At 64.7% G+C, this 20,097-nt stretch carries 13 protein-coding genes and 3 pseudogenes; 6 read left to right on the forward strand and 10 right to left on the reverse strand.

Features of this window, described 5'->3' with window-relative positions; all coding sequences use genetic code 11:
* Positions 1 to 58 precede the first annotated feature (58 nt).
* The 5 genes and pseudogenes from AC07R1_RS23800 to AC07R1_RS23820 all read right to left on the reverse strand — a co-directional run.
* Positions 59 to 1,801 carry a potassium/proton antiporter gene (locus tag AC07R1_RS23800; protein WP_011058861.1) on the reverse strand — a complete coding sequence of 581 codons (1,743 nt, stop codon included), beginning with the start codon at positions 1,799 to 1,801 and terminating at the stop codon, positions 59 to 61.
* Positions 1,802 to 1,977: 176 nt separating this feature from the next.
* Positions 1,978 to 2,850, reverse strand: a complete 873-nt coding sequence (locus AC07R1_RS23805) for a methyl-accepting chemotaxis protein (protein WP_370059463.1) — start codon at positions 2,848 to 2,850, stop codon at positions 1,978 to 1,980.
* A gap of 30 nt (positions 2,851 to 2,880) precedes the next feature.
* Positions 2,881 to 3,603 (reverse strand): annotated as a pseudogene (locus AC07R1_RS23810) (MCP four helix bundle domain-containing protein); the annotation flags it as partial.
* Positions 3,604 to 3,797: 194 nt separating this feature from the next.
* On the reverse strand, positions 3,798 to 4,670 hold the full coding sequence (locus AC07R1_RS23815; protein WP_370505887.1) for a methyl-accepting chemotaxis protein: 873 nt from the start codon (positions 4,668 to 4,670) through the stop codon (positions 3,798 to 3,800).
* A pseudogene (locus AC07R1_RS23820) lies at positions 4,653 to 5,429 on the reverse strand (MCP four helix bundle domain-containing protein); the annotation flags it as partial. The gene AC07R1_RS23815 and the pseudogene AC07R1_RS23820, both read right to left, overlap by 18 nt.
* Positions 5,430 to 5,734: 305 nt before the next feature.
* Between AC07R1_RS23820 and AC07R1_RS23825 the strand changes: the two are divergent.
* The 4 genes and pseudogenes from AC07R1_RS23825 to AC07R1_RS23840 all read left to right on the forward strand — a co-directional run bounded on the left by AC07R1_RS23825 (position 5,735) and on the right by AC07R1_RS23840 (position 8,320).
* Positions 5,735 to 5,965: a hypothetical protein gene (locus AC07R1_RS23825; protein ID WP_015633896.1), complete on the forward strand. Its 231-nt coding sequence runs from the start codon at positions 5,735 to 5,737 to the stop codon at positions 5,963 to 5,965.
* Entirely contained in the window at positions 5,962 to 6,264 is a 303-nt protein-coding gene (locus AC07R1_RS23830; RefSeq protein WP_011058865.1) for a cell division protein ZapA, read from the forward strand. Before AC07R1_RS23825 ends, AC07R1_RS23830 begins: the two co-directional genes overlap by 4 nt.
* A gap of 280 nt (positions 6,265 to 6,544) precedes the next feature.
* Positions 6,545 to 7,453, forward strand: a pseudogene (locus AC07R1_RS23835) (cache domain-containing protein); the annotation flags it as partial.
* A gap of 135 nt (positions 7,454 to 7,588) precedes the next feature.
* On the forward strand, positions 7,589 to 8,320 hold the full coding sequence (locus tag AC07R1_RS23840; RefSeq protein ID WP_370059465.1) for a methyl-accepting chemotaxis protein: 732 nt from the start codon (positions 7,589 to 7,591) through the stop codon (positions 8,318 to 8,320).
* Positions 8,321 to 8,380: 60 nt separating this feature from the next.
* Here AC07R1_RS23840 and AC07R1_RS23845 read toward each other — a convergent pair whose 3' ends face one another.
* Positions 8,381 to 10,183 (reverse strand): acyl-CoA dehydrogenase, encoded by a 1,803-nt coding sequence (locus tag AC07R1_RS23845; RefSeq protein WP_019093024.1) that lies wholly within the window; start codon positions 10,181 to 10,183, stop codon positions 8,381 to 8,383.
* A gap of 278 nt (positions 10,184 to 10,461) precedes the next feature.
* Positions 10,462 to 14,415 (reverse strand): trifunctional transcriptional regulator/proline dehydrogenase/L-glutamate gamma-semialdehyde dehydrogenase, encoded by a 3,954-nt coding sequence (gene putA / locus AC07R1_RS23850; protein ID WP_015633899.1) that lies wholly within the window; start codon positions 14,413 to 14,415, stop codon positions 10,462 to 10,464.
* Positions 14,416 to 14,496: 81 nt separating this feature from the next.
* Between putA and AC07R1_RS23855 the strand changes: the two genes are divergently transcribed.
* Positions 14,497 to 14,754 (forward strand): hypothetical protein, encoded by a 258-nt coding sequence (locus AC07R1_RS23855; protein ID WP_134532534.1) that lies wholly within the window; start codon positions 14,497 to 14,499, stop codon positions 14,752 to 14,754.
* 124 nt (positions 14,755 to 14,878) lie between these two features.
* Complete coding sequence (gene putP / locus AC07R1_RS23860; RefSeq protein WP_011058869.1) at positions 14,879 to 16,363, forward strand: sodium/proline symporter PutP; 1,485 nt, start codon at positions 14,879 to 14,881, stop codon at positions 16,361 to 16,363.
* 185 nt (positions 16,364 to 16,548) lie between these two features.
* Here the strand turns inward: putP and AC07R1_RS23865 are convergent, their stop codons facing one another.
* The 3 genes from AC07R1_RS23865 to AC07R1_RS23875 all read right to left on the reverse strand — a co-directional run bounded on the left by AC07R1_RS23865 (position 16,549) and on the right by AC07R1_RS23875 (position 20,097).
* A complete protein-coding gene (locus AC07R1_RS23865; protein ID WP_011058870.1) occupies positions 16,549 to 17,043 on the reverse strand; it encodes a DUF2165 family protein in 495 nt (164 codons plus the stop codon).
* 108 nt (positions 17,044 to 17,151) lie between these two features.
* On the reverse strand, positions 17,152 to 18,423 hold the full coding sequence (locus tag AC07R1_RS23870) for an O-acetylhomoserine aminocarboxypropyltransferase/cysteine synthase family protein (RefSeq protein WP_015633901.1): 1,272 nt from the start codon (positions 18,421 to 18,423) through the stop codon (positions 17,152 to 17,154).
* Positions 18,424 to 18,672: 249 nt separating this feature from the next.
* Positions 18,673 to 20,097 (reverse strand): FGGY family carbohydrate kinase, encoded by a 1,425-nt coding sequence (locus AC07R1_RS23875; protein WP_350404086.1) that lies wholly within the window; start codon positions 20,095 to 20,097, stop codon positions 18,673 to 18,675.

Consider the following 20,097-nt stretch of genomic DNA (forward strand, 5'->3'; position numbering starts at 1 on the left):
GTCGGTCAAGCAAGTAGGAATAGGGGGCGCCATGCCGGGGGCTGACGCGTTCCGCAGTTTAGAGGAAGAGTCCGGGGCCGGGGCGACTTCCTTCGGGGAATCTGACGCCGACCTTGCCGATCTTGTTCCCGTCCATCACGGCCACGGTCCAGATGGTGTTGTTCCATTCCACCTGGTCGCCGACCACCGGTGCACCACCGACCTTCTGGGCGATGAAGGCGCCCAGCGGCATGTCTGCGTCCTGGCCGTCGAGCTTGAGCCCGTAGAGCGCCGAGACCGCGCCCAGCTGGGCATCGCCCTCGAGCACGAAGTCACCGAAGAAGCGCAGGTCCAGGCCGCGTTCCGGAGCCTGGCTGAAGAGTTTGCCCAGGGCCGGGAGGTTGTGTTCATGGCCGATCACGCACAGCAGATCGTCGGCTTCGAGCACCGTACTACCCGACGGATGGAGCAGTTGCTGGCCACGAAACAGTGCGGCGATGCGCGTGCCCTCGGGCATTTTCAGCTCCCGCAGGGCGGCGCCGATGCACCATTTCTCCGCCCCCAGGCGGTAGACGAACAGCTCCCACTCGCTGGTGACGTGGACTTCCAGGGCCGCCCGGGAGATCGGTGCCGGCTCCGGTGGAACCGTCACCTTCAGCCACTTGGCCACCCACGGCAGGCTGGTGCCCTGCACCAGCAGCGAGATCAGGACGATGAAGAACGCCAGGTTGAAGTACAGCTGGGCATTGGGCAGCCCGGCCATCAGCGGGAACACCGCGAGAATGATCGGTACCGCACCGCGCAGCCCGACCCAGGAAATGAAGGCCTTTTCCCGGCCATGGAAGGCCTTGAACGGCGCCAGGCCCACCAGCACCGACAGCGGTCGGGCGAACAGGATCATCCACAGCGCCAGGCCCAGGGCCGGCAGGGCGATGGGCAGCAGGTCGTGGGGGGTGACCAGCAGCCCCAGCACCAGGAACATGCCGATCTGTGCCAGCCAGGCCATGCCGTCGAGCATGTGCAGGATGCCGTGGCGGCTGCGTACCGGGCGGTTGCCGATTACCAGGCCGCACAGGTACACGGCGAGGAAGCCGCTGCCGTGCAGGGCGTTGGTCAGGGCGAACACCACCAGGCCGCCGGCCACCACCAGGATCGGGTACAGGCCGGTGGCCAGGTGGATGCGGTTGACCAGTTGCAACATCAGCCAGCCACCGCCCAGGCCGATCACCGCGCCGATGCCGAACTCGCGGATCAGGTCCGTCAGCAGGCTCCAGTGCAGGCCGGTGTGGCCGCTGGCGAGCATGTCGATCAGGGTCACGGTGAGGAACACCGCCATCGGGTCGTTGCTGCCGGATTCGATCTCCAGGCTGGCGGTGACCCGCTCGTTGAGGCCCTTGCCCCCCAGCAGCGAGAACACCGCGGCGGCGTCGGTGGAGCCGACGATGGCGCCGATCAGCAGGCCCTGGATCAGGTTGAGGTCGAACAGCCAGGCGGCTGCCATGCCGGTCAGGCCAGTGGTGATCAGCACCCCCACCGTGGCCAGGGACAGCGCCGGCCACAGGGCCACGCGGAAACTCGCGACCCGGGTACGCAGGCCGCCGTCCAGCAGGATCACGGCCAGGGCCAGGTTGCCCACCAGGTAGGCGGTCGGGTAGTTGTCGAAGATGATGCCGCCGCCGTCCACCCCGGCGGTCATGCCCACGGCCAGGATGATCACCAGGATCGGGATGCCCAGGCGCGATGAAAGTGAACTCACCAGAATGCTCGCACCTACCAGCAACGCGCCGATCAAGAACAGGCTGTTGATGGTCGTCGCATTCAAAGGCAGTACTCCAGGGCGAAAAAGGCGGGCGCAGGCTGACCATGCAGTCTGCGTGCCAGCGATTCTAACCTGTTGAAATACGCCACTGTCAAAAAGCTTTTGGCGACAGTGGCGGATTCCCCAGGTGCGAATTCCGGCGCCGTTTTACCGGCGCCATCCAGGGCTGGCGGGGTGTTTCAGAGGCGGAAGCGGGCAACCATGCCGTTGAGGTCCACGGCCAGGCGCGACAGCTCGTTGCTGGCTGCACTGGTCTGGTTGGCACCGGTGGAGGACTGCACCGACAAGTCGCGGATGTTCACCAGGTTGCGGTCCACTTCCCGGGCCACCTGGGCCTGTTCTTCAGCGGCGCTGGCGATCACCAGGTTGCGTTCGTTGATCTCGATGATGGCGCTGTTGATGGTGTCCAGGGACAGGCCGGCACCCCGGGCGATATTCAGGGTCGATTCGGCGCGTTCGGTGCTGTTGCGCATGGAATCCACGGCGTGCTCGGTGCCGCTCTGGATGCTGCCGATCATGCGTTCGATTTCGCTGGTGGACTGCTGGGTGCGGTGGGCCAGGGCGCGGACTTCGTCGGCGACCACGGCAAAACCGCGACCGGCCTCACCGGCACGGGCGGCCTCGATAGCGGCATTGAGGGCCAGCAGGTTGGTCTGGTCGGCCAGGCCGCGAATCACGTCCAGCACCTTGCCGATGTCCCGGGACTCGTTGGCCAGGTCGCCGATCAGGCTGGCGGTGCCTTGCACGTCGGAGCTCATGCGCTCGATGGCCGACACGGTTTCCTGCACCAGGTCGCGGCCGTCGCCGGCGGAGGCGGTGGCATTCTTCGAGGCTTCGGAGGTGCTCACCGCATTGCGTGCCACTTCTTCCACGGCGCTGGTCATTTCGTTGACCGCGGTGGCGGCCTGTTCGATCTCGTTGTTCTGCTGGGTCAGGCCGCGGGCGCTTTCCTCGGTGACGCTGTTGAGCTCTTCGGCCGCCGAAGCCAACTGGGTGGCGGAACCGGAGATGCGCTGCAGGGTGTCGCGCAGTTTTTCCTGCATCTTGGCCATGGCCTGCAACAGGCGCCCGGCCTCGTCACTGCCATCGACCTTGATCGGCCGGGTCAGGTTGCCCTCGGCGATTTCCTCGGCGGCGCCCAGGGCGTTGGCGATGGGCTGGGTGATGCTGCGGGTCAGCAGCCAGGCGAAGAGGAAGGTCAGGCCAGTAGCCAGCACCAGCAGCGCCACCACCAGGTTGAAGGCCGAGGAGTACTGCTCGGCGGCTTGCTGGTTGGTGTCCACGGTCTGCTGGGTGTTGATCTCCAGCAAGCGGTTGAGCACGGTGTTCATGGCTTCGGAGTTGTTCAGCAGTTCGGTGTTGAGCAAGTTGCGCAGCTCATCCACCTGATTGTTGCGCGACAGGCTCTTCATCCGCTCTTCGATCTGCCGGTACTGGCCCAGTAGTTGGAGGTACTGCTCGTAGGCGGATTTTTCTTCCGGGCTGGTGATGAATTTTTCGTAGATGACCTGGGCGGCGCGGATCTGCTGGTTGCGCATTTCCAGCAGTTCGATGGTCTTTTGCTGCACGTCCGGCTCACGGTTCACCAGCAAGCGGTAGGACAGCACCCGCAGGCGCAGGGTCAACTGGGTGAATTCGTCGAGGCTCTTGATGCTTGGCACGCTGCTCGACGTGATGTCTTCGGCGGCGCCGCGGATCTTGCTCATCTGGTTCAGGGCGAACACCCCGAGGATCAGCATCAAGCCGCCGATCATGGCGAAGCCGAGGAAGGCCCGCGGAGCGATATTCATATTACGAAGGGACATGGTAGGTACCAAAAAGGGCGCATCCGTGCGGGGCTTGAGACTGACTCTACCGTGACTTATCGGTCGTACGACTAAAGTCTTGAGTCTCGCCGTGGATTAAGCCTGTCCGGTACCTGCCTGCTGGGGTGCCTTGAACGCCACCCTCACCAGCCCCCACCGCTCAACGGCGGGAGCTGGAGCAGGGCGCAAGGGCTTCAGAGCTTGAATCGGGTGACCAGGTTGTTCAGGTCGACCGCCAGGCGTGACAGCTCGCTGCTGGCGGCTTGGGTCTGGTTGGCACCGGTGGTGGACTGTACCGACAGGTCGCGGATGTTCACCAGGTTGCGGTCCACTTCACGGGCCACCTGGGCCTGTTCTTCAGCGGCGCTGGCGATCACCAGGTTGCGTTCGTTGATTTCGCTGATGGCGCTGTTGATGGTGTCCAGGGACTGGCCGGCCCCCCGGGCGATGCTCAGGGTCGATTCGGCGCGTTCGGTGCTGTTGCGCATGGAGTCCACGGCGTGCTCGGTGCCGCTCTGGATGCTGCCGATCATGCGTTCGATTTCGCTGGTGGACTGCTGGGTGCGGTGGGCCAGGGCGCGGACTTCGTCGGCGACCACGGCAAAACCTCGACCGGCCTCACCGGCACGGGCAGCCTCGATGGCGGCATTGAGGGCCAGCAGGTTGGTCTGGTCGGCCAGGCCGCGAATCACGTCCAGCACCTTGCCGATGTCCCGGGACTCGTTGGCCAGGTCGCCGATCAGGCTGGCGGTGCCTTGCACGTCGGAGCTCATGCGCTCGATGGCCGACACGGTTTCGCGCACCAGGTCGCGGCCGTCGCCGGCGGAAGTGGTGGCGCTCTTCGAGGCTTCGGAGGTGCTCACCGCATTGCGCGCCACTTCTTCCACGGCGCTGGTCATTTCATTGACCGCGGTGGCGGCCTGTTCGATCTCGTTGTTCTGCTGGGTCAGGCCGCGGGCGCCTTCCTCGGTGACGCTGTTGAGCTCTTCGGCCGCCGACGCCAACTGATGGGCGGAGCCGGAAATACTCTGCAGGGTGTCGCGCAGCTTTTCCTGCATCGTGACCATGGCTTGCAGCAGGCGCCCGGCTTCGTCGCTGCCATCGACCGTGATGGGGCGGGTCAGGTTGCCTTCGGCGATCTCTTCGGCGGCCCTCAGGGCATTGGCGATGGGCTGGGTGATGCTGCGGATCAGGCGCCAGGCGAACAGCAGGGTCAGGGCGCTGGCCAGCACCAGCAGCCCCACCACCAGATTGAAGGCTCTGCGGAACTGAGCGGCAGCATCATCGTCGGCGACGGTGGCGTAATGGCTGTTGATCTCCACCAGTTGGTTGAGGACCGCGTTGATCTTTTCGGCGCTGTCCATCAGGTCGGTATTGAGCAGTTGTTGCATGGCCTCAAGCTGGTTGTTGTGCGACAGCTCGATCAGTTGGCTCTCCAACTGCCGGTGGTGGCTCAGCAGCGTGCCGTATTGCTCGTAGGCAAGGCGCTCCTCGGGGCTGCTGATGAGCTTCAGGTACTGGGCCCGGGCTTCTTCGATCTTCTGGTTGCGCTGGTCGATGGCATCCAGGGTCTGCTGCTGGGCCTGGGGTTCGCGGTTGAGCAGCAGCCGGTAGGCCTGGACCCGTTGGCGCAGGCTGAGCTGGGTGAATTCATCGACGCTCTTGATGCTCGGGATGGTGTCCTGGCTCATGCGCTCGGTGGCTGAGCGGATCTTGCCCATCTGATTCAGGGCGAACACCCCGAGAAACAGCATCAGGCAACCGATCAGGGCAAATCCGAGGAAGGCCCTCGGGGCAATATTCAGGGAACGCAGGGACATGGACATTACCTCGGGTGAGCGCTTTATTGCGCTGGCAGGATCAGGGACGTACCTGTCTATCGCGTTGAACAATGGCTTCTTGAACCGGCGGATGCAGTTTCAGAAAATTCTTATGCGTAACTGGGAAAGTTCATAAAAGTCCGAGACTCCGACGAGGCGTCAGGAACCGGAGCGCAGAATGACAGTCTCTAACAGCTCTCGCGGAAGGGTCATCGCCAGTAAAATCAAGGCTTTGCGCCTGGATAACCCTGGCATCCAGGGTGACTTTTCTTTATCGTACGCGCCCTTTGCAAAAAGCCCGGAAGATCAAAATGTTGGAAGCATCCCTCAGCCAATTGGAACAGCTGGTCAGCGACCTGGTGGTACAGAACCAGGAACTGCTCGGTACGAACGCAGCCCTCAAGGAACAACTGGACCAGGCCAAGGATGAAAACGAAAGCCTGCAACTGAGCCTGATGGAGCAGGAAGAAAAGCAAGGCGCCACCGCTGCCCGGATCCAGGCGCTGGTTGAGCGTGTCAGCGCGAGCCCGGCCAATCCATGAGACATCACATCGATGGAGTGAAGGTCGTTTCGATCCTGGGGGAGGATTACTCGATCAAGGCGCCGGCCGGGGAAGAACAGACCCTGATGGACGCTGCGCTGATGCTCAAGGCGGCCCTGGCCGACACCAAGAAGAAGTACCCGACGCTGATCGGCGAGCGCCTGCTGGTGCTCGCGGCGATGAACCTGTGCTCGCAGCAGATCGAGATGCAGAAGCGCCACGCCCAGGAACTGGAGCGCTATCAGGAGCAAGTGAGCGCCACCGTCGAGGTCATTGCCAAGACCATTCAACAGAACTGACGGAACTGCACACAGCCGCAGGGTTATAGGTTGGACAAACATAACTAATGTTTGTATACAACCTTCCGCGGCTGGCGCGACATTTCAGCCTCTTATACCAATAAGAAAGAGGTGTTCCATGCAATTCTGGCGACGCAGTATTCAATGGCAACTGGTCCTCAGCATGGGCTCGGCCCTGCTGGTCAGCCTGCTGGTGGTGGTGGCGGTCTACACCGTGGTGATCAACCACCTGACCCAGAACTACCTGGTGGACAAGGCGCTGCCTTCGAGCATCGAAGCCATGCGCAACGATATCGAACGCATCCTCGCCCAGCCGCTGACGGTCGCCCGGGACATTGCCAGCAACGGCATGCTGCGCGATTGGCTGGCTGGCGGCGAGGATCCGGCCCAGGCCCAGGTGTTCGTCGACTACCTGGAAGGCATCCGCGCCGAAAATCAGGCCTTCACCACCTTGATGGTGGGCACCGCGACCAACCACTACTACAACGAGAAGGGGCTGGATCGCACCCTCAGCCGTTCCAATCCCAAGGACGCCTGGTTCTACAGCTTCATCGACAGCGACAAGCCGCGGCTGCTCAACATCGACACCGATGTGGCCACCGGCGAGTTGGCGATGTTCATCGACATGCGGGTCAAGAAGGACGGCAAGCTGGTGGGGGTGGCCGGGCTCGGGCTGAAGATGCAGGCGCTGTCGCAACTGATCCATGACTTCAGCTTCGGCGAGCACGGCAAGGTCTATCTGGTGCGCGCCGACGGCTTGATCCAAGTTCACCCCGAGGCGCAGTTCAGCGGCAAGCGGCACCTTTCCGAGCAGATCGGCGAGTCGGCCGCCCAGGCGGTTATGGGGCACGAGGGGCTGGCCAGCAGCCGGTTCGTGCGCGACGGCGAAGACTTTGTGGCCCTGAGCCTGCCACTGCGGGGCATGGGGTGGTCGCTGGTGGCCGAGGTGCCCGAAGCGCAGATCTACGCCGATGCCCGGCAAACCTTGTGGCTGACCACCGGCATCGGCCTGGCTATCGCCCTGGTCTGCCTGTTGCTGGTGATCTGGCTGGCTCGCGGCCTGGTGCGGCCGGTACGCCAGGTGACCGCCGGGCTGGTAGCCATCGGCAGCGGTGGTGGCGACCTGACCCTGCGCCTGGATGCCAGCCGGGCCGACGAGCTGGGGGACCTGGCCCGGGGTTTCAATCGTTTTCTCGACAGCCAGCACGGCATGATCGGCGAAGTACTGGCCACCACCGAGCGTCTGCGCTCATCTGTGGGGCAGGTGGCGGCGGTGGTGGAGAACACTGCCGAGCGCTCGGGGCGGCAGCAGGAAATGACCGACATGGTGGCCACGGCCGTGCACCAGATGGGCCTGACCGTCCAGGACATCGCGCGCAATGCCGGGCAGGCGGCCGATGCGTCCCAGGCGGCCCGGGATGAGGCCCAGCTGGCCCAGGGGGTCGTGGACGGCTCGATCCGGCACATCGAAAGCATGTCCGGGGAAATTGCTCTGGCCGCCAGCGCTGTCAGTGAGCTGGCGCATCAGGTGGCCTCCATCGATCAGGTATTGGCGGTGATCCGCGGTGTCTCCGAGCAGACCAACCTGCTGGCCCTCAATGCGGCTATCGAGGCAGCCCGTGCCGGGGAAATGGGCCGAGGCTTTGCCGTGGTGGCGGACGAAGTGCGGACCCTGGCCCAGCGCACCCAGGCTTCCACCGACGAGATCCAGCAGATGATCCAGAGCCTCAAGCAGGGCGCGGAGAATGCCGTGGCCTCCATGCATGCCGGGCAGTCGGCCACGGGTACCGGGGTGCAGTCCAGCCAGCAGACCGGGGCTTCGCTGACAGCGATTACCGGGCAGGTTGAGCACATCAGCGACATGAACCAGCAAGTGGCCACCGCCACCGAGGAGCAGTCGGCGGTGACCGAAGAGATCAACCGCAATGTCCAGGGCATCTCCGATCTGGCCCGGGCCACCGCGGCCGAAGTCCAGGCCTGTCGTGAAGACTGCCGGACCCTGCAGCGCCTCTCCGAGGACCTGGCCCGACAGGTGGGCGGCTTCAAGCTGCACTGACCACCCGCCGCGGTGCGTCAGGCCGGGCGCCTTCGCCGGCAAGCCGGCTCCTGGGTGGCCTCAGAACCAGGCGTCCTGCATGCTCAGGCAGGTATCGTCCCGCGCTTCCAGCAGTGCCAGCTCGTGCTGGCAGCCTGGCACTTCCCAGGTCAGGAAGTAGCGCGCGGCCTGCAACTTGCCCAGGTAGAAATCCCGATCCGCCGCCACTGCCCGCGCCAGTCCTTCCTCGGCCCGGATGGCCTGTTCCAGCCAGCGCCAGCCGATCACCGCATGGCCGAAGGCCTTCAGGTACAGCGCCGAGTTGGCCAGGGTGCCGGTGACCTTGCCGCTGGCCAGGTCACCCAGCAACCCCAGCGTCACGTTTTGCAGGCGCGTTACCAGTTGTTCCAGGGGCAGGCGCAGGGCGTCCAGTGATTGATGGGCGCGGGCCCGCTCGCCGGTCTCGGCAATCAGGCGTACCAGGCGCTTGAGCCCGGCGCCGCCGTTCTGCGCCAGCTTGCGTCCCAGCAGGTCCAGGGACTGGATGCCGTGGGTGCCTTCGTGAATCGGGTTCAGGCGGTTGTCGCGGTAGTACTGCTCCACCGGGTACTCCCGGGTATAGCCGTGGCCGCCGAGAATCTGGATCGCCAGTTCGTTGGCCTTCAGGCAGAACTCTGAAGGCCAGGACTTGACGATCGGGGTCAGCAGGTCCAGCAGTTCGTGGGCCTGCTGGCGCTCGGCCGCATCGGCCAGGGTGGTGGTGTCGTCAAACAGCCGCGCCGCGTACAGCCCCAGGTCGAAGGCGCCTTCGACGTAGGCCTTCTGGGTCAGCAACATGCGCCGCACATCGGCGTGCTGGATGATCGCCACCGGCGCGGTGCTCGGGTCCTTGCTGTCCGGCAGGCGACCTTGCGGGCGTTCGCGGGCGTATTCCAGGGAGTACAGGTAGCCGGCGTAGCCGAGCATCACCGCACCCATGCCGACGCCGATCCGTGCCTCGTTCATCATCTGGAACATGTAGCTCAGGCCGTGATGGGGCTTGCCCACCAGATACCCCACGCACTGGCCGTTATCGCCGAAGTTCAGCGCGGTGGAGGTGGTGCCGCGCCAGCCCATCTTGTGGAACAGCCCGGCCAGTAGCACATCATTGCGCGGCCCCAGGCTGCCGTCGTCGTTGACCAGGAACTTGGGCACGATAAACAGCGAAATGCCCTTCACTCCGGGCGGCGCGTCCGGCAGCTTGGCCAGGACCATGTGCACGATGTTTTCCGACAGCGGGTGGTCGCCGCCGGAAATGAAGATCTTGTTGCCCTTGAGCCGGTAGCTGCCGTCGGCGGCCGGTTCGGCACGGGTGCGGATATCCGATAGCGAAGAGCCGGCATGGGGCTCGGTCAGGGCCATGGTGCCGAAGAAGCGACCGTCGATCATCGGCTGCAGGAAGCGTTGTTTCTGTTCTTCGGTACCGAAGCTCTCGATCAGGTTGGCGGCGCCCATGGTCAGGAACGGGTAGGAGGTCGAGGCCGCGTTGGCCGCCTGGAAGTGGGCGAAGCAGGCCTGGGACAGCAGGGTTGGCAGTTGCATGCCGCCGGCCTCGAAACTGCGGGCGGCATTCAGGAAGCCGGCTTCGAGGAACGCATCCACCGCCGGTTTCACTTCGGGGATCAGCACCGCCTGGCCGTCTTCGTAGCGTGGCTCGTGTTCATCGCCCTTGCGGTTGTGCGGGGCGAAGAACTTCTCGGCGATGCTGCGGGCGGTGCCCAGGGCGGCGTCGAAGGTTTCCCGGTTGTGCTCGGCAAACCGCTCGCGCTGGGTCAGGCCCTCGGCGTCGAGTACCTCATACAGTTCGAAGGCCAGATTGCGGGAACTGAGCAGCGTCTCGGACATGGCGGCATACCTGTGGGATAGGGAATGGGCCGAGTCTAGGTGCGTGAATGAAGGCTGGATAGCAAGATTGATGTGGGTGATAAAGATGCCAAACAGGCACAGCCCCTGTCGCCGCTGCCGAAGGCTGCGATAAGTCCCGCAGGAACTTCGGCGGCAATGAAATCGCTACGGCCGTTCCGGCCGATCGCAGCCTGCGGCAGCGGCTACAGGAAATGGCGTCGGGCAAAAAAAAAGAGCGCCGCTGAGGGCGCTCTTTTCCATGGTGCCGACTATCGGCTTCAGCCGATGGTCATCAGGCTGGCGTTGCCGCCGGCCGCTGCGGTGTTGACGCTCAAGGCGCGCTCGATCACCAGGCGCTCCAGGGCAATCGCGGTCTCGCCCTGGGACAGGCCCTGGACGCCGACGATGGCACCGGCACGCTGGGCCACCTGCTGGCAGACGCTGCGCAGCTGGTCGGAATCACCGTGGTGCAGGACGGCGTCGAATACCACTTCGTCCTTGCTCCAGTCGGCCACGCGCTGGATGCGTGCCTGGACTTCCTTCGGCAAGCGGGCGAACAGCGCCTTGCTGATCTCGCTTTCCGGCCACACCGCCGAGCCACCGACGGCCAGCACGGCTGCCAGTTGGGTCAGCAGGTCACCCTCGACCTCCGCCAGGCACAGGACGTGCTCGCGGGGCAGGATGGCGTAGCTGTTGCGCTCGCCGGTAGGGCCGGTCAACTGCCGGGTGATGCCGCTCTGGGACTGGCCGGCGAACTGTTTGCACAGGATCGCCAGTTCCGCCAGCTTGCTGCTCTCGGCCCAGGCTTGCAGGGCGTTCAACGGCTTGCTGAGGACTTCGCGCAGGCGCAGGTCCGGGGCGTTCTCGGCGTCGCCACGGGCAAAGGACTGCTCGATGGCATCCACCGGGCGGGTCGACAGCAGGCGGTACAGGTACAGCGGGCCGCCGGCTTTCGGGCCGGTGCCCGACAGGCCTTCGCCGCCGAACGGTTGCACGCCGACCACGGCACCGACGATGTTGCGGTTGACGTAGACGTTACCGGCGTGGACGTTGTCCACCACCTTGGCGATGGTCTCGTCGATCCGGGTGTGCACGCCCAGGGTCAGGCCGTAGCCGGAAGCGTTGATCTGGGCGATCAGCTGGTCGATTTCCTTGCGCTTGTAGCGCACCACGTGCAGCACCGGACCGAAGATCTCGCGCTGCAGCTCGTCAAAGCTTTCCAGCTCGATCAGGGTCGGCATGACAAAGGTGCCGCGCTTGCATTCTTCGCCGTCGGCGATGGCCATCTGGTACACGTTGCGACCTTTGTCGCGCATGGCCTGGATGTGCTTCTCGATGCCGGCCTTGGCTTCGGCATCGATCACCGGGCCGATGTCCACCGACAGGCGCTCAGGGTTGCCCAGGCGGTTTTCGGCCATGGCGCCCTTGAGCATTTCGATCACGCGGTCGGCGGAATCTTCCTGCAGGCACAGCACGCGCAGGGCCGAGCAACGCTGGCCGGCACTGTCGAAGGCCGAGGACACCACGTCGATGACCACCTGTTCGGTCAGGGCCGAGGAGTCGACGATCATCGCGTTCTGGCCGCCGGTTTCGGCGATCAGCGGGATCGGCCGGCCCTGGTTGTCCAGGCGCCCGGCGATGTTGCGTTGCAGCAGGCGCGCAACTTCAGTGGAGCCGGTGAACATCACGCCCTTGACGCGCTCGTCACCCACCAGGCGGGCACCGACGCTTTCGCCCTGGCCCGGCAGCAGTTGCAGCACGCCTTCGGGAATCCCGGCTTCGAGCAGCAGGCGTACGGCCTGGGCGGCTACCAGCGGAGTCTGTTCGGCCGGCTTGGCCAGGACCGGGTTGCCGGCAGCCAAGGCTGCGGCGACCTGGCCACTGAAGATCGCCAGCGGGAAGTTCCATGGGCTGATGCACACCACAGGACCCAGCGGACGGTGGGCGTCGTTGCTGAAGTCGTTGCGGGCCTGCACCGCGTAGTAACGCAGGAAGTCCACGGCTTCACGCACTTCGGCGATGGCGTTGGCGAAGGTCTTGCCGGCTTCGCGGGCCAGCAGGCCCATCAGCGGCTGGATCTCGCCTTCCATCAGGTCGGCGGCGCGTTCCAGGATTGCAGCGCGTTCGGCCGGCGGCGTGGCCTGCCAGATCGGTGCGGCGTTGAGGGCGCACTGGATGGCGTTGTCGACGTCTTCCACCGTGGCTTCCTGGACATGGCCCACCACATCGCGATGATCCGACGGGTTGAGTACCGGCGCCGGGGTTTCGCTGCTGGCGGCGCAACCGAGCATCGGTGCGGCTTTCCAGTTGTTGTGGGCGGTGGCCAGCAGTGCGCAGGACAGCGACGCCAGGCGGTGTTCGTTGGCCATGTCGATGCCGGCGGAGTTGGCCCGCTCGGCGCCATACAGGTCACGCGGCAATGGAATGCGCGGGTGCGGCAGGCCGAAGCCGCCTTCCAGGGTGGCCATCTGTTCGATCTGGGTCACCGGATCGGCCACCAGTTCCTGGATCGAGATCGACTGGTCGGCGATACGGTTGACGAACGAGGTGTTGGCGCCGTTTTCCAGCAGCCGGCGTACCAGGTAGGCCAGCAGGGTTTCGTGAGTGCCGACGGGTGCGTACACGCGGCACGGACGGTTCAGCTTGCCCTCGGCAACCTTGCCCACCACTTGCTCGTACAGCGGTTCGCCCATGCCGTGCAGGCACTGGAACTCGTACTGGCCGGGGTAATAGTTCTGACCGGCAATGTGGTAGATCGCCGACAGGGTGTGGGCGTTGTGGGTAGCAAATTGCGGGTAGATGACTTCCGGCACCGACAGCAGCTTGCGTGCGCAGGCGATGTAGGAAACGTCGGTGTACACCTTGCGGGTGTAGACCGGATAGCCTTCCAGGCCTTCGACCTGGGCGCGCTTGATCTCGCTGTCCCAGTAGGCGCCTTTCACCAGGCGGATCATCAGGCGGTGACGGCTGCGACGGGCCAGATCGATGACATAGTCGATCACGTACGGGCAGCGCTTCTGGTAGGCCTGGATCACGAAGCCGATACCGTTCCAGCCGGTCAGTTGCGGCTCGAAGCACAGGCGCTCCAGCAGGTCCAGGGACAGCTCCAGGCGGTCGGCTTCCTCGGCGTCGATGTTCAGGCCGATGTCGTACTGCTTGGCCAGCAGGGTCAGGGACAGCAGGCGCGGGTACAGCTCTTCCATCACGCGCTCGTACTGGGCGCGGCTGTAGCGCGGGTGCAGGGCCGAGAGCTTGATGGAGATGCCCGGGCCTTCATAGATGCCGCGACCGTGGGAGGCCTTGCCGATGGAGTGGATGGCCTGCTCGTAGGACGCGAGGTACTTCTGTGCGTCGTGCTCGGTCAGTGCGGCTTCGCCGAGCATGTCGTAGGAATAGCGGAAGCCCTTGGCTTCGAACTTGCTGGCGTTGGCCAGGGCTTCGGCGATGGTTTCGCCGGTGACGAACTGTTCGCCCATCAAGCGCATGGCCATGTCCACGCCCTTGCGGATCATCGGCTCGCCGCTCTTGCCGATGATGCGGCTCAGGGAGGAGGTCAGGCCGGCCTCGTTGTGGGTCGACACCAGCTTGCCGGTGAGCAGCAGGCCCCAGGTGGCGGCGTTGACGAACAGCGATGGGCTGTTGCCCAGGTGCGGCTGCCAGTTGCCGGTGCTGATCTTGTCGCGGATCAGCGCGTCACGGGTGCCCTTGTCGGGGATGCGCAGCAGGGCTTCGGCCAGGCACATCAGCGCCACGCCTTCCTGGGACGACAGGGAGAACTCCTGCAGCAGGCCCTGGACGATACCGGCACGGCCGCCGGCGCTCTTCTGGTTGCGCAGCTTCTCGGCGATCGAGGCGGCCAGCTTGTTTGCGGCTTCGGCGGTGGCGGCCGGCAAGCGCGCCTGCTCCAGCAGCATCGGCACCACTTCCGGTTCCGGGCGGCGGTAGGCGGCGGTGATCGAGGCGCGCAGCACCGACTGCGGGAGAATGCTTTCGGCGAACTCCAGGAAGCATTGGTGAGCGTGATCGGTCTGTACCTCGCCGGCATCCTCGCCGTCTTTGGCGGTGGCACTGCTCAGCTCGGTCAGGGTTGCACCACCCTCGAGTTTTTCCAGGTAATTGAAAATCGCCTGCTTGATCAGCCAGTGCGGCGTACGATCGATCGAGGCCGCGGCGGCCTTGAGGCGCTCGCGGGTAGGGTCGTCGAGTTTGACCCCGAGGGTGGTGGTAGCCATATTTTTATCCTCATGTTTGCCACGCACGTGTGGCATCAGCTGGCGGCAAGATTATCCGTGCACTGCAATAGGTGCAACCGGGTGCAACCCATTTTTAGCTGGAAAAAGAAGCAGCTTGTCAGGAATAAAATTCCTGCACGGAGTGGCTTGCCTCCTACTGGTGCCTTTACTTCTGAAAACGCCATTTTTTGCTCCAAAAAGGAGCAAAAGCGTCGTCAACGACCAGTTTTTGGACAAGGTGCAACTGATTCGGCGCAAATTGGTTGCACCTTGTTCGTCTTGTTGCATAGGATTCGCGGCCAAGGTGCAACCGTCCTGCAGGACTGGTTCATCGGCTGATGGCTTTCCTGGGGAAACATCAGTCATAAATGCGCGGCCCGCCTGATCGTCTCCCAAGCGTCATCGTTTGGCGGCGGGTGGCAGTGGCCGCCGCACCATAAAAACAAAGCCAGGGCGTAACTCAATGAGTGCAAGCAATCCAACCTTGATCACCTTCGTGATCTACATCGCGGCAATGGTGCTGATCGGCTTCATGGCCTATCGCTCCACCAACAACCTTTCCGACTACATTCTTGGCGGCCGCAGCCTCGGCAGCGTGGTCACCGCGCTTTCCGCCGGTGCTTCCGACATGAGTGGCTGGCTGCTGATGGGCCTGCCGGGCGCCATCTACATGTCCGGTCTTTCGGAAAGCTGGATCGCCATCGGCCTGATCGTCGGTGCCTACCTCAACTGGCTGTTCGTGGCCGGCCGCCTGCGGGTGCAGACCGAACACAACGGTGACGCGCTGACCCTGCCGGACTACTTCTCCAGCCGCTTTGAAGACAAGAGCGGCCTGCTGCGGATCATCTCTGCGGTGGTGATCCTGGTGTTCTTCACCATCTACTGCGCCTCCGGCATCGTCGCCGGTGCCCGCCTGTTCGAAAGCACTTTCGGCATGCCCTACGAGACAGCGCTGTGGGCCGGTGCGGCGGCAACCATTGCCTACACCTTCGTGGGTGGTTTCCTGGCAGTGAGCTGGACCGATACCGTCCAGGCCACGCTGATGATCTTCGCTCTGATCCTGACGCCGATCATCGTGCTGCTGGCGACCGGTGGTGTGGACACCACCTTCCTGGCCATCGAAGCCAAGGACCCGACCAATTTCGACATGCTCAAGAACACCACCTTCATCGGCGTCATCTCGCTGATGGGCTGGGGCCTGGGCTACTTCGGCCAGCCGCATATCCTGGCGCGCTTCATGGCCGCCGATTCGGTGAAGTCGATTGCCAAGGCCCGTCGCATCTCCATGACCTGGATGATCCTGTGCCTGGGCGGCACCGTGGCGGTGGGCTTCTTCGGTATCGCCTATTTCTCGGCGCACCCTGAGGTGGCCGGCCCTGTGACCGAAAACCCTGAGCGGGTGTTCATCGAACTGGCCAAGCTGCTGTTCAACCCATGGATCGCGGGTGTGCTGCTGTCGGCCATCCTGGCGGCAGTCATGAGTACCCTGAGCTGCCAGTTGCTGGTGTGCTCCAGTGCCCTGACCGAAGACTTCTACAAAGCCTTCCTGCGCAAGCACGCTTCCCAGCTGGAACTGGTGTGGGTCGGCCGCGCCATGGTGCTGGTGGTGGCGCTGATCGCCATTGCCATGGCCGCCAACCCGGAAAACCGCGTGCTGGGCCTGGTGAGCTATGCCTGGGCCGGGTTCGGCGCGGCCTTCGGGCCCGTGGTACTGATTTCGGTGATCTGGAAAGGCATGACCCGTGACGGCGCGCTGGCCGGCATCATCGTCGGTGCCGTCACTGTGATCCTGTGGAAGCATTTCGCTCTGCTGGGCCTGTACGAAATCATCCCGGGCTTCATCTTCGCCAGCCTGGCGATCCTGCTGGTGAGCAAGATGGGCACGCCGAGCGCCGGCATGGTCCAGCGCTTCGAAGCGGCCGAGAAGGATTTCAAGCTCAACCACTGAGTGCGCAAATCCTGCCCTGATTCCCCGGGGCGATGAAGAACGGCCCGCTGCGTCACCGCAGCGGGCCGTTTTTTTTTGCGTCCCGTAGCCGTTGCCGCAGGCTGCTAACGAGGGGCGCTCGGAGGGACCGCAAGGCCCTGCGGGCCTTTGCGCAGCCTCGCCATGGCTCGGCTGCGGCTACAGGGTCAGTGCAGCTCGGTGTCGGGCTGGTTGAGGAATATCAGTACGCCCAGGATCGCCATGTAGAACTTGAACGCCGCGTCCTGGCCGTTCCAGGCCTTGGACTGCCACATCATGAACCACTCGCCGCCGACCACCATGAAACCGAAGAACCAGACGCAGAAGCCCAGGCAGAAGCCGGCAATGGCCCAGCGCTTGGCGCGGTTGAAGTCGCTGGCGACACCGTGCCGGGCCAGCCACAGGCGCAGGGCGCCAAACACCAGCAGCGCGCCGGTCAGGGCTTCGCCGGCGATGATCAGCCAGTAACCGGCATTCCACAGCAGCGGCAAGGTCAGGGCGCGGTCGGTGGCGCTGTTGCCAGGGAAGACGCTGTCCATGCTCAGCACGTGCTGGACAAAGGCGAAGTTGGAACCGTAGTCGCTGATGTTGTTGTAGGCCACCAGCAGGGCGAAGGCCGCCACTGCCAGGGTCATGGTGATCTTGACGTAACGCACAATCATGTCGGGTTCCTTTGCGGGTGATCAAGGGTCCTGGGGGCTGGAGAGGGGAGAGGCGTGGGTGCCAACGCGCTAGGCAATGGCCCTGGCGCAGAACGCCAGGGCCGGGGATCAGGCTTGTTGCAGTGCCTGGTCCAGGTCTTCGAGCAGGTCTTCGATGGCCTCGATGCCCACCGAGAGACGGATCATCTCCGGCTTGACCCCGGCCTTGGCCTGCTCTTCTTCGTTCATCTGCCGGTGAGTGGTGGACGCCGGGTGGCAAGCCAGGGACTTGGCGTCGCCGATGTTCACCAGGCGCTTGAAGATCTGCAGCGCATCGTAGAAGCGCACGCCCGCGGCATAGCCGCCCTTGAGGCCGAAGGAGAGGATCGCCGATGGCTTGCCCTGCATGTATTTGCGCGCCAGTTCATGGTGCGGGTGGTCGGGCAGGCCGGCGTAGCTGACCCAGGCCACCAGCGGGTGGGCCTTGAGGAACTGCGCCACCTTGAGGGCGTTGTCGGTGTGGCGTTCCATGCGCAGGGCCAGGGTTTCCAGGCCTTGCAGCAACAGGAAGGCGTTCATCGGCGCCAATGCTGCGCCGGTGTTGCGCAGCGGCACGGTGCGGGCCCGGGCGATAAAGGCGGCGGGGCCGAACTTCTCGGTGTAGACCACGCCGTGGTAGGCCGGCTCCGGGGTGTTGAGGCTGGCGAACTTCTGCGGGTGGTCGGCCCAGGGGAAGTTGCCGCTGTCGACGATCACCCCGCCCAGGGAGTTGCCGTGGCCGCCGACGTACTTGGTCACCGAGTGCACCACGATGTCGGCGCCGAACTGGATCGGCTTGCACAGGATCGGCGTGGCCACGGTGTTGTCCACCATCAGTGGCACGTTACGGGCGTGGGCGGCCTGGGCCAGGCCCTCGATATCGACGATGTTGCCCGCGGGGTTGCCGATGCTCTCGCAGTACACCAGCTTGGTCTTGTCGTCGATCAGCTCGGCAATGGCCTCGGCCGAGTCGTCCCGGGCGAAACGCACTTCGACCCCGAAGCTGGGCAGCAGGTGGGCGAACAGGGTGTAGGTGCCGCCGTACAGCTGGGGCGTAGAGACGATATTGTCCCCGGCCTGGGTCAGGGTCTGGATCGCGTAGTGGATGGCGGCACTGCCGGCGGCCACCGCCAGCCCGGCGATCCCGCCTTCCAGGGCGGCCATGCGCTGTTCCAGCACATCGTTGGTGGGGTTCATGATGCGGGTGTAGATGTTGCCGGGCACATCGAGGTTGAACAGGTCAGCGCCGTGCTGGGCATTGTCGAACTCGAAGGCGACGTTCTGGTAGATGGGCACGGCCACGGCCTTGGTGGTCGGGTCCGACTTGAATCCATGGTGCAGCGCAATCGTTGCGTCTTTCATAAATCCTCGACTAAGGGCTTGTCACCAAGCGGTAACAGACCCTGGCTAATCCATTAATGAGCACAGCCAGGCAGGTCGTGTGCCCGCGCAGCAGTCAGTGGTCCCGTGTGTCTGAGTCGCCAGCAACCGTTTGATGTGCCCGCCGCTTGGCCGCGGGCAGGCGCGTCAGTGTCCAATAGGCGCGGCGGATGGGCAAGGGTCCCGAGGTGCGGCAGGAAAGGGCCGGCCATCCATAGCCGGCGGGCGGTTTCAGCGCGGCTGGGACCAGCCCTGGGAGCGCTTGACCGCGGTGCTGAAGGTGCAGCGCCAGGCGTCTGCCGTGGCCCGGTCGATACGCGGCCGGTAGTCGGTGCGGGTGTTGTCCAGCTCTGGCAACTCCAGCCCCAGGCCGCGGGCGGCGAGGGCGGCGCAGCCCAGGGCGGTGAGTTCGTCGAAGCGCTGGGTGACTATGGTGCGTTGCAGGATATCGGCCAGGAACTGGGCGAAATACGGGCTGCGGGCCAGGCCGCCGTCAATCGACAACTGGTCGGTGACGTTGAGGTGATCGTCCATCGCCGTGATCACTTCCGCGCTGCGCAGGGCCACGCCTTCCAGTACCGCCTGGCACAGGTCCTGGCGAGTGGTGGCGGCGTTCATGCCGATCCATACCGCCCCGGCACTGCGATCCCAGTGCGGGCAGGCAAGCCCGGACAAGGCCGGGACAAACGCCAGCTCGCGGGAAATCGCCGGTGGCTGATCGAAGGCTGCCAGTTCCGAGAAATCGCTGAACAGGCCCAGGCGCCCGGCCCATTCCACTGCGGCGCTGGCGTCGTACACGCCACCGTCCATGGCATACACCGGTTTGCCGTCGGCCTGCCAGGCGACGGTGGCCAGCAGGCCTTTCTCCGGGGCGCGAATGATCTGTTCGCCTGTGACTGTCAGGGCGAAGGCGCCGGTGCCGAAGGTGATCTTGGCGTCCCCCGGCTCCCGGCAGCCGTGACCGTACAGCGAGGCTTGCTGGTCGACCACCGAGGCGCTGATGGGGGTCTGGCCGATGCGTCCGAAGTCGCCGACCGTGGCGCGGATTTCCGGCAGGGCCTGCAGGGGCACGCCGAACAGCTGGCACAACTGCGGGTCCCACTGGCCGGTGGCGAGATTCATCAGCGAGGTGCGCGAGGCGGTGGTGATGTCAGTGGCGTAGACCCCGGTCAGGCGATCGAGAAAGTAGGCATCGGTGGTGCCCAGGCGCAGGCGGCCGGCACTCAGGGCGGCCTGTGCCGCCGGCAGGTTGTCGACGATCCAGGCCAGCTTGCTGGCGGAGAAGTAGGCATCCAGGGGCAGCCCGGCCCGTTCCAGGGTCAGGGCTTCGGCGCCGCTGGCGCGCAGTTCTTCGATGCGCGCGGCGCTGCGGTTGTCCTGCCAGACGATCACCGGCGACAGCGGCGCGCCACTGACGGCGTCCCAGGCCAGGCAACTTTCACCCTGGTTGGCCAGGCCGATGGCGTCGACCCGGCCGGTGGCTTCCAGGCAGCGTTGCAGGTTGGCCAGCAGCTCCAGCGGGTCGTGTTCGACCCAGCCCGGGCGCGGGTGATGCTGCTGGTGGCGCAGCGCCAGTTGGATATCGGCACGGCCTTGCATGTCCACGACCAGTACGCGGGTGCTGGTGGTGCCCTGGTCAAGTGCGGCTATTCGCAT

Source organism: Pseudomonas sp. GW821-FHT07F01 (assembly GCF_059418825.1).